The following is a 9,811-nucleotide window of genomic DNA, read 5'->3' as shown; positions in this document are numbered from 1 at the left end:
GCTCCACACCTACAATCACCACCGCGGACACACCGCGCTCCGGGGAAAGCCCCCCGTCAGCCGCGTCACCAACCTCACGGGTCAGTACAACTAGGTCGGTCCCATAAATGATCAAGTACGTGCTTCCAGGAGCTGGTAGAACCGGGGCACATGTGGCGCCGAGGCACCGCGCCGAGCTGGGCGTCCTGGCGAAGGAAGGCCGGCGGCGGGGGAGAGTCCGCCGTGGCGTCCTGAGTTTGAACCGGGGACTACAACAGCTGCTCGAAGTGAAAGGAGCGGATGAAGCAGTCTCGCGGTTGGCCGATCGCGAAGAGGACGCAGTCGAGGACGGACTGGGCGGTCAGCGGGTCGTCTGCGGTCCGGGAGGCATCGTCCCAGTTGGAGTGGAGCGGGTCGCCGTCCGTGAAATCCGGCGGGTAGAGCGAGATGACTCGGATGCCCTCGGGGCGGAGACGATGAGAGAGGACGTCAGCGAAGCCGGCCTGGGCGGCCTTGGCTGCGTAGAAGGCAGGGTGCGCCTGAGACCGGTGGTTGCGGGCTTCCGCAGCTGAGGAGACCAGGTTGACCACGTCCGCACCCTCAGAAGCACGCAGCAGGGGAAGGAAGTGCTTGACCGTCAGCAGTGTGCCTGTGGCTCCGGAAGCGATGGTGTCGGTGATCGCTTCGTCGTCGGCGTCCCACAGGTCTGGGCCTTCCAGGTATCGGGCACCATTGTTGACCAGTACATCCACCTTGGCGGTGTAAGTGGCGACCCCATCCGCGAAGCCTCGTATGGTGTGCGGGTCAGCCAGATCACAGGCGAACGCATCCACTTGCGCACCGCCTTTGTCGGCTGCCACCTCCACTGCAACCTTTTGAGCGGCAGCCAGCGTGCGAGCGGATACGAACACGCGCGCACCCATCCGGCCGGCGTGCAACGCAAACGCCCTCCCGAACCCACGCCCGGCCCCGGTAACCACCACCGTCTTCCCGGCGAGATCCATACGCGCGTCTCCTTCGACCTCTTATGTTGATCACGGTGAGCGTAGTTGCGGCTACGAACACACCGTCTCCCCCTCGGTTGACACGCAGGCGAGGAGACCCGCCGAGCACTCCGGACGGCGTGCTCCCCCCATCCGCCACCGTGGCTCACTGCCTGACCGCCGTGGGGCGGCACCGGAACAAGACCGCGACCCATGCACCGCCAGGCGGATACGACGTACCGCGGTCGCCGCCATGTTGTGGTTGCTGTCTGCTGTGCTGGGTCCGCTCAGTGCGCCCAGCGCAGCAGCGCCGTCACCACCGCCGCGCCCACCATCACCACCGGGAGCGGGGCCTTGCACAGCCGCAAGGCGATACCGGCGGCGACGCCGCCGGCCACCGTGAGGTCGAGCGCGGACCAGCCGGGCCCCGCCAGGTCGACCATGACGAAGCCGGCGAGCAGCGCCGGAGCCATGAGCGCCATCACCGAGCTGGCGCGGGGCGGCAGCTCGGTGTCGCCGAAGACGGCGGGGCCGACGGCTTTGAGGGCGAAGCCGAGCAGGGCGACCGAGGCGATCGCGGCCCACATGTGTGCCGTGGTCACCGGGCCGCCTCCTCCGCCCGGCCGGTCCGGCCCGCACGCGCGAGCGCGACCAGCGCCGCCGCCCCCGCGCCCGCGACCAGGGCGGGCCCTGCCGAGACGACAGCGATGCCCGCGCCCGCGACTCCAGCGCCGATGCCAGCGGACAGCCACCCCTCCCGTCCCCGCCTCAGCTCGTCCAAGAGCAGGACGGCGAACAGTGCCGGGGTGAGGGCGTCGAGGCCGAGGGTGTGCAGGAGTCCGGGATCAGGGGCGACGGCCACACCGATGGCCGTGCCCGCCACCCAGGCCGGCCACTGGACCACCGTTGCGCCGAGGAGCAGCGACCTGTCGAAGCGGCCACCGCCCAGATGGGCCGCCGCCCACGAACCGTCGACCACTGCCTGGCCCTCGAGTGCCCGGCGCAGCCGTCCGCCCCGCAGGTCCCCGGCGATGGCTATGCCCATCGGGACGTAGCGGCTGTTGACCAGTGCGGCGGCGATCACGGCGGCGAGCGCGTCGCCGCCCGCGCCCAGGGTCGCCACCATCGCGAACTGCGCGGAGCCGGAGAAGACGACAAGGGAGCAGATGACGGGGGCGACCGGGCCCCACCCCTGGGCCTGAGTGAGCGCACCGAAGCTGATGGCCAGCAGGAACGAGGCGGCTGCGAGACCGGATCCCGTGCTGAGCCCGGACCGGAAGCTCCTGGTGCTGTCGTGGGGGGTGCTGGGTTCGCACCGCGTTGGGCTGTCCATCCCGGCACCCTAACAGGCTATTCCGCTTTTGCTCGTTAGGTTCCATGCGGGGCCCGTTAAGGTGGAGGCGTGAGCGACGAGCGGAAACCCATGGCCAGGACGACCGGCATGACCGGCACCACCGGCACGACCGGGAACATCGAGCCGTCGCACATCGCGGGCCACCCTGTCCTGGACTTCGTGAACACCGTGGCCTGGCGCACCGACGACAGCCGTCGAGTCGAGCGCGTGCCGAACGCCGCGGCCTGGACACGCTGGGCCGCCGCAGCCGGGCTCGGCGCGACCCCGCTCCCCGACGAGACGTCCCTGCACGGCCTGCGCGAGGCGCTCACGGCGGCCCTGGACGCCCTTGCCGACGGCACCGTGCCCCCGGCCCACGCCTGGGACGCCCTGCGCCAGGCCGCACTCGCAGCCCGCGAGGACGCCGCGCTGCCCCGCAGCTTCCCGCTGCGCCCGGTCCCGGCGACCATCGCCGGCAAACTCGCGCTACTGGCGGAGGAGTTGCTGGGCGACGCCAGTGCGCTGCCCCGTGTACGCCGCTGTGCGGGGCCGGGCTGCGGCTGGTTCTTCCTGGACCGCAGCCGCAACGGCGCCCGCCGCTGGTGCAGTTCGGGCGACTGCGGCAACCGGGACCGAGCCCGGCGCCATTACGCGCGCACCCGACAGGGCACCTGAGCGCACGTGGCGAAGTGCCTGTCAGGGGCGCAGTCCGAACGAACCCGGAGCACTGAACCTGTCCGGAGCCACCGCCACAGGCCGAGCGAGCCATGCCCGCGTCGCTCAACGTCACTCGAGCTGGGTGACTCCGAAACTCGTTGCTGGGGGTGTGGTGGCTGCGCCTGTCCGTGTGCGCAGGTTTGAGCTTTGCCCCGTGACGTGGACACCCTGACACTTGGATCTTGTCGATCCAGGAAGGGAAGTCCAGGTGGGACGTCCGTCGAAGTACTCGGACGAGTATCGTCGTGATGCCGTCGCGCTGTACCGGGCCTCGGAGGGCCGGCGCACGTTCGCGGCCGTCGCGAAGGAAATCGGGGTCAACCACGAGACCCTGCGGAACTGGGTGAGAGCCGCCGATGCCGAGCCGTCGTCGACCGGGCAAGCACTGAGCGCCGGCGAGCGGGCCGAGCTCGCCCGGTTGCGCAAGGCCGAGCGCGAGTGGCAGGTCGAGAAGGAGATCCTGCGCCGGGCAGCGGCCTATTTCGCGCGGGAGATGAAGTGAGGGCCCGCCGCTGGGGCTTCATCTCCGCCCATGCCGCCGAGTTCGGCGTCCAGCGGCTGTGCGAGGTCCTGGGCGTCGCCCGTTCCGGCTACTACGCCTGGCAGGCCGGGGCACGTGGCCGGACCGAGCGGGCACCGGCCGAGGCGGCACTCGTCCACGAGATCCGCCAGGTCCACCGGGAGGCCCGGGGCGCCTACGGGGTTCCGAGGGTGCACGCGGAACTGCGAGCCCAGGGCCGGGTGGTCAACCGCAAACGGATAGCCCGCCTGATGCGCGAACACGGCATCATCGGCCGTCACCTGCGCAAACGCTGCCGAACCACCGTCCAGGACAGGAACACGCCACCGGCGCCGGACCTGATCGGACGCGATTTCACCGCGGGCGGCCCTGATGTCAGATGGGCCGGCGACATCACGTATCTGCCGGTCGGCAGCTCAGTGAGGCTCCGCCATCTTCGAACATGCTGGTTGGACGGGCTGGTCGGACGGGCTGGTGTGACGGTTCTCCGGGGTACTCGTGCTGGTCGCGGGCAGGAGTCTGCGGTCTTGATCGTCTGACGGGGCGGGCCGGGGCAGCTTCCCGGTTCCTCCGCGTCGTGGGCCCGGTGCCGCCTACAATCCGGTGCACGTTGCGTGGAACGCACCCGCGTACTGCGGCTCTTGAGGACGGAGCTGCAGTACGCTACGTGGCCCACGGCTCCCAGCTCTCCGTCCAAGAGACCGGCGGCTCAGCTGAACGTATGCTCCGCGTCGCCGCGCGCCGGCCAGGCCCTGTCATCGGCCGCCAGCCACGGCTCGTTCGCGGCGGCGGTGGGGGTCGTCCCGGTGAACGCGCGGACGTCGTGGTGGAGGTGGGACTGGTCGGCATAGCCACCCTCCACGGCCACCTGCACGGGGGCTGCCCCCGGACCAGGCGGTGAACGGCGTGATCGAAACGGACCAGCATGGCGGCGCGTTTGGGCGTCAGGCCGATCTGGGCGCCGAAGCGTGACCACGTGCGCTGCCGGCTCCACCCGATCCGGCCTGCGAGATCGCTCACCCGGGCCTGTCCGTGGCTGGCGACGATCTGGCTCCAGGCCCAGGCCACTTCGGGATCTGCCTTCCGGCCCGCATGGAACCGGGTCATCAGTTCCATGTCGATCAGCGCGAAGCGCTCCGGCCAGGTCCGCGCATGGTGAAGCCGCTCCCGCAGGCGCGGCGCGGCGCGGCCCCACAGGCCGTCGAGTGCGATGACGCTCCCGCGCAACTCCGCGAGCGGGAGTCCGAATACGGGGTGCGCGACAAGCGGGGACAGGCGTATCTGCACGCACTCAAGGTCCTCGGCGTGCACCTCGAACGCGTTGAAGGCGAGCCCGGCAGTCAGGCTCTCCGACCGCATCCGGCCGACCGCGCCGTGAATATCGAACGGGCGTCCGCCGAACTCGACAGCCACGGTGACGGCCGGGTGGGGAATGGCCCGTAGATCGATCGGGCTGCCACCCCGAATGCGGAACCCGGCCATGTCGACACCGGGCTGCGCGGCCATCCGCGACGGTCGCGCGATCTCCCAGGCAGCGGTGGAGTCTGCCGTCCAGCGAACAGGTTGCACACCCCGACGGTACGAGCAGCTCGGCGTCGGGATCAACCACCGTGCAAGGCGCGACATTTCTCCAAGACGCCCCGCGCCCGCCACCGCGAGAGTGATGGCACCCCGCACCTGACCGACGGAGGAACCGTGAACGAGACGACCACCCCGCAGGATCAACACCCACACAGCCGCCCGGACCCGGCACCGAACGTCCCGCGCAGACGGCGGGCGCGGACCCGCCGGTGGCGGATCACCGCGCTGGCCGCCGGCATGCTGGCCCTCCTCCTCGCGGGAAACACGGTGTCCGTGCTCAGAGAGACGGCCGAGGCCTCCGTCGAGCAGATCGTGCGCATTCCCGGCGGGGACCTCCACGTCGTACAGGACGGTCCGTCCGGCGCGCCGACAGTGGTGCTCCTGCACGGTCTCGGCGGCTCGACGGCGTGGTGGGACCCGGTCCTGCCGGCCCTGCGGGACCTGCACGTGGTACGGGTGGACCTGCTCGGGCACGGCGGGTCGGCCAAACCGGCCGACGGCTACGGCATGGCGGAGCAGGCACGCCGGGTCGCAGCCGCGCTCGACCAGCTCGGGGTGCGCCGCGCGACGGTCGTCGGACACTCCACCGGCGGCGCCGTCGCTACCTCGCTGGCCGAGCAGCGCCGTGACCTGGTGGCGGCGATCGCACTGATCGACAGCGGCCCACGGATCGACGCGTACATCGGCGACAGCTTCGTCGCCCACCTGGTGACCACGCCGGTGGTAGGGCAACTCCTCTGGCGGCTGCGCACCGACGGCACGATCCGCAACGCGCTCAGCACCGCGTTCACCCGCGACGTGCAGGTCCCCGACCGGCTCATCGCCGACATCCGGGGCATGACCTACCGCAGCCTCACCGCGACCGACGCGGCGTCCAGCGCGTACCTGAAGGAACGGCCCCTCCCCGACCGGCTCGCCGGCCTCGGCTTGCCAACCCTGGTGATTTTCGGTTCCCAGGACCGGCGATGGCAACCCTCCTCCGCCCAGGACTACCGCCGCATCCCCCACGCCCGCATCGAGATCCTCGACGGCGTCGGCCACACCCCCATGTTCGAGGACCCCGACACCACCGGAGCCCTCCTCCTCGGCTTCGCCGTCGAAACCGCGTCACGCTGATCACCCGTCGTCGAGCGGACCGGTGCCATGCAGTGCATGCAGCTGCGTGCCAACCCCGAACACCTGTGACGTGCTCCGGATAGCCTTGAGGCCTCGCCATCCTCGAACGCGCCGGTCGGAGGGGCTGGCGTGATGCCCCACGGTGGAGCCGCTGCGGGGGAAGCTGTCCAAGCTTGCCGGGCGAGGCTGGCTTCGCAAGCTGCCCGGCAGCCGCTTCCGCGCACCTCCCTGACCGGAATCGGATGGCCGACCTGGGCGGACGGGGGCGTAACCGTGGTGCCCTTGGCGGGTGCCCGAGCCGAAGCCGAGCTCCTGCGGAAGCCACACCCACTGGATCCCCATGTCCAGGACGAACAAGATCCCTTGGAAACACATGCGGTCGTCCAACGGCAACCGGCCGGGGAAGCGCCGACGCCTCCTCCGTACCGGGAGCAGCGGCTCGATCCGTCCCCACAGGTACCACCCTGGAGGTCCTGGCCGAGCACGGCCCGCTCGGCCCCGTCGGTGGCGCTTCGGCCGCCCCGGCCGGCACCGCTGGGTCGTGGAGTGGACCGTGTCCTGGCTGTCCGGCTGCCGCAGCCTGCACCGCCGCTACGAGCGCAAGCCCGAAACACGTCCTCGCCTTCACAACCATCGCCGCGACCCTCATATGCCACCGCAGACTGACCAAGTGAAATGGCGTCTAAAGCGCCGGGGCTGTCACTCTGACAATTCCGGACTCCGCCACTGCTTGGCGTCAGCGCGCCCACGCCCTCCACTGAGAGATCGCCTCTTATTGTGCATCGGTCGCGGACGGCCGCAACTGGTTGCGATCCGTCCGCGGCGCCTCAGCACACGAGTGGGTGCCGTGCTGCCGGGTTCGGCCGTGACGTTCCGCCGAATCACGCAGTCGGCGAGTGGCGAGTCCCCCGATGTCCGAGTCCTGAGGCTCTGCCACTGGGCCTCCGGTCAGCGGAACCAGAAGGCGCCTACGCCCAGGTTGCAGTGATACCGGACTTGCCACACATTGGAAACGAAGGTTCCATCACTCAGATCATGGAGACGTGAGCCGACGCAGAGGATCGCAACATGACCCAACCCACCCCTCGGATCAGCGTCCATGCCGTCAACGATATCCCCGGCGAAATCCCCCACCGTCATCCTGTCACTTCACTCATAGTTGAGGGTGAGGACTTCACGCCGGGCGGAACGGCTCATTTTGTGTTCAGGGCAGAGGGAAGGACCTTGGCGCAGGGGACGGCGGACGTGAAACAGAACGGATTGGTCCGTTTTACTGCAACAGTAAGGCCCACACTTGAATGCAAAGAGTCGGTGTCCGCAGTGGGAGAGGATCTTAGTTCCGGCAAGAGGACCGATCACGTGTCCGCCGAAGTAGTGTGCCCCCAGGGCCCGTTGCAAGATTGAAGATCGTTCGGTCCGCGCATCCGCCCGCGCACCGCCCGCCGAGCCACCCCTGCCCACCGCTGCTGCGCCGCCACCACCTCGGGCAGGCCGCGCAGGTCCAGGGACTCCAGCGCCTGGTTCCTCGTCCGCGTCCAGCAGCCACCGCCCGTGCCGCGTACACACCCGCTCCCACCGCGCGCGTACCGCACCACCCGCACCGGCTCCCCGGACCGCCGGGCCGCGCACGCCCGGCACCCGAACGCCACCGGCCCGATCACCGCACCGCCCACCCGCCACACCGCCCCTGGGCGGCTCCCACCCGCCCGCGGGACCGGCTTCTCGTCGTTCAGCCCCCACGCCGGCAACGCCCGCCCCAACATCTCCTCGCCGACCCCGCACAACCCGGCCAGCACCCGCCGCCCGGCTCCATCCAGCAGCACCTCGGCATCCGCCCGCAGCGCACCGCTCTCATGCTGCGGGCGATGGCCGTGCCACTGCCACGTCAACAAGGCGGCGTCGTCCAGCCCGTAGCGGGCAGCGACCCGGCCAAGGAGCGAGGAAGTCGTCTCCCCGGTGAAAGGAGACACACGGAAGATCCCGGGAACCATGGCCCCAGCCTCGCGGAGAACGGCAGAACCCGAAGGCAGTTCTCTCCTTCCCGGATCCTGCCCGTCTGCTTTCCCACCCTGTCGACCGAGACCACCCCATCGATGGAGTCGCCCACCCGCCGCTGCCCGCGCTGCTCCTGCCCGGCCGATCCGGCTCGCATCGCCGGCTCGCTGCTCTCGGCCGCCGCGTGGACGTTCGCACTTTGCCCGCCCCGGCGTGCCTCCAAAGCCGTTGTCGGCGCTGCAGACCGGGCCTGCTGCGGAAGGCGGGGGAGCCGGAGGCCGGGATCGACGCCGTGGCGACCTGGATCAGCGCCCCTGTTTCACGCCCGCGGAGCGGGTCGCGCTGGAGTTGGTCGAGCCGTCCTGACCCCGCCCCCGGCCGGCACCGAGCGGGTCACCGGCGAGCTCTACGCCCGGGCCGCCGGCACTACGACCCGAAGGCCCTGGCGACGCAGACGATCGCGATCGGGCAGGTGAACTTCTTCGTCCCGCTCGCCCTGGTCGGCAAGCCGGTCCCGGGTGTGAGGCCAGCGGAGCAGTGGACCTGAACCCGGCCCGACCGGCTCCGCACCTGGCTGTCCGACCACCCGGCCGGCCACCCTTGCCCCGGATCGAGGCGCATCCCCTAAGGTAATCGGGTGCGTTCAACCGGGGGAAGGAAGCAGCACATGATGAGACGTCTTGTTCCATTGATCGCAGCGATGTTGGCCCTCGCCGCCTGCAGCTCGGCCGGGTCGGCCGGCCGACAGGTCAGCAGCGACGGCGAGCTGGCCTGCACGCTGGTGCGGATGCTGCCCGACCGGATGCCCGACCAGCCGGCCGATGGCTCGTCGGACCACTCCTGGGACGTCGCGGTGGGCCGGCTGAACACGGCCGCAGAGCTGGCCCGGGTGGCCGCCCTGGAGGACACGAAGTACCAGCCGCTCGCCGACACACTCGCCACCGCCCGGCAGACGTTCTCCACCACCTTCGACATCCACCGTGCCGAACCGGGCATCAAACAGGCGCGCACCCACTGCTGACCACCACCAGACCACCGCCGAGGAGACCGCTGTCAAGGCGGCAACCGTCCGCGCTGCGCGACGTCGGCGTCGATCCCTACCCGGAGCCGCCGCGCGGCGGCTGTCCGGCGGTGGGCGGCAGGACGGCCTCCCGCTCATCGAGGGTCCAGGCAGGCCAGGCCGATCTCGTCGAACGGTGGATCACGTCGCGCACCGTGGCCTCCTCGGCCTGGACCAGCTGGGCGATCACCGGAACCCGGTTCCCGCCGGCCGAGGCCAGCAGCATCATCGCCCGCCGGTGGCGCACCGTATTCGTGCTGCCCCGACGCACGATCCGCTGTAACTGCCAGCCTTTCTGGTCCGCGAGCCTTCGGACCCTGACCGGCTCTGCCACTCGCCTCGTTCCTCCGAGTTGAGACGTCTCGCGACATCCAACCGGCTCAAGCCCTGCCAGCGCCAACCCGGTGAACCTTCTCGGTCAGAGCACTAGACGCAATACCGGTGACTTTGGTGGGCTTTGGTCGTTGGACGGGTTGTGCCAAGGCCCGGTCAGGTGAAGTCGTCGGTGGGTGAGCGGTTCTCGGATC

General features: G+C 70.3%; 10 protein-coding genes and 3 pseudogenes. 7 read left to right on the top strand and 6 right to left on the bottom strand.

The window, feature by feature from the left end:
* Positions 1-248: 248 nt before the first annotated feature.
* The 3 genes from ACZ3TI_RS40180 to ACZ3TI_RS40170 form a co-directional block, all read right to left on the bottom strand.
* On the bottom strand, positions 249-983 hold the full coding sequence (locus tag ACZ3TI_RS40180; RefSeq protein WP_465735434.1) for an SDR family oxidoreductase: 735 nt from the start codon (positions 981-983) through the stop codon (positions 249-251).
* Between the two features lie 266 nt (positions 984-1,249).
* Positions 1,250-1,564: an AzlD domain-containing protein gene (locus ACZ3TI_RS40175; protein WP_465735432.1), complete on the bottom strand. Its 315-nt coding sequence runs from the start codon at positions 1,562-1,564 to the stop codon at positions 1,250-1,252.
* Positions 1,561-2,295, bottom strand: coding sequence for an AzlC family ABC transporter permease (locus ACZ3TI_RS40170; protein WP_465735430.1), 735 nt, complete (start codon positions 2,293-2,295; stop codon positions 1,561-1,563). The genes ACZ3TI_RS40175 and ACZ3TI_RS40170 overlap by 4 nt, the downstream gene beginning before the upstream one ends.
* Positions 2,296-2,385: 90 nt before the next feature.
* Here ACZ3TI_RS40170 and ACZ3TI_RS40165 point away from each other — a divergent pair, with 90 nt between their 5' ends.
* From ACZ3TI_RS40165 to ACZ3TI_RS40155, 3 genes are all read left to right on the top strand, one after another.
* Positions 2,386-2,970, top strand: a complete 585-nt coding sequence (locus tag ACZ3TI_RS40165; RefSeq protein WP_465735428.1) for a CGNR zinc finger domain-containing protein — start codon at positions 2,386-2,388, stop codon at positions 2,968-2,970.
* Positions 2,971-3,187: 217 nt separating this feature from the next.
* Entirely contained in the window at positions 3,188-3,514 is a 327-nt protein-coding gene (locus ACZ3TI_RS40160) for a transposase (protein ID WP_465735426.1), read from the top strand.
* Positions 3,511-4,071, top strand: a complete 561-nt coding sequence (locus ACZ3TI_RS40155) for an IS3 family transposase (RefSeq protein ID WP_465735424.1) — start codon at positions 3,511-3,513, stop codon at positions 4,069-4,071. The genes ACZ3TI_RS40160 and ACZ3TI_RS40155 overlap by 4 nt, the downstream gene beginning before the upstream one ends.
* Positions 4,072-4,195: 124 nt before the next feature.
* Here the strand turns inward: ACZ3TI_RS40155 and ACZ3TI_RS40150 are convergent, their stop codons facing one another.
* Positions 4,196-5,101 (bottom strand): helix-turn-helix domain-containing protein, encoded by a 906-nt coding sequence (locus ACZ3TI_RS40150; protein WP_465735422.1) that lies wholly within the window; start codon positions 5,099-5,101, stop codon positions 4,196-4,198.
* A 126-nt stretch (positions 5,102-5,227) separates the two neighbouring features.
* Here ACZ3TI_RS40150 and ACZ3TI_RS40145 point away from each other — a divergent pair, with 126 nt between their 5' ends.
* Entirely contained in the window at positions 5,228-6,229 is a 1,002-nt protein-coding gene (locus ACZ3TI_RS40145; protein WP_465735420.1) for an alpha/beta fold hydrolase, read from the top strand.
* Between the two features lie 291 nt (positions 6,230-6,520).
* Here the strand turns inward: ACZ3TI_RS40145 and ACZ3TI_RS40140 are convergent.
* Positions 6,521-6,685, bottom strand: a pseudogene (locus ACZ3TI_RS40140) (transposase); the annotation flags it as partial.
* Positions 6,686-6,752: 67 nt separating this feature from the next.
* Between ACZ3TI_RS40140 and ACZ3TI_RS40135 the strand changes: the two are divergent.
* The 3 genes and pseudogenes from ACZ3TI_RS40135 to ACZ3TI_RS40125 form a co-directional block, all read left to right on the top strand.
* Positions 6,753-6,903: pseudogene (locus ACZ3TI_RS40135) on the top strand (IS5/IS1182 family transposase); the annotation flags it as partial.
* Positions 6,904-7,780: 877 nt separating this feature from the next.
* Entirely contained in the window at positions 7,781-8,143 is a 363-nt protein-coding gene (locus ACZ3TI_RS40130) for a hypothetical protein (RefSeq protein ID WP_465735418.1), read from the top strand.
* Between the two features lie 748 nt (positions 8,144-8,891).
* Entirely contained in the window at positions 8,892-9,245 is a 354-nt protein-coding gene (locus ACZ3TI_RS40125) for a hypothetical protein (protein ID WP_465735416.1), read from the top strand.
* Between the two features lie 137 nt (positions 9,246-9,382).
* Here the strand turns inward: ACZ3TI_RS40125 and ACZ3TI_RS40120 are convergent.
* Positions 9,383-9,618, bottom strand: a pseudogene (locus ACZ3TI_RS40120) (helix-turn-helix domain-containing protein); the annotation flags it as partial.
* Positions 9,619-9,811: the final 193 nt, after the last annotated feature.

The organism is Kitasatospora sp. NPDC023120, assembly GCF_055560835.1.
The sequence above is the reverse complement of the archived record's forward strand: the minus strand, read 5'-3'. Positions and strand labels throughout refer to the sequence as shown.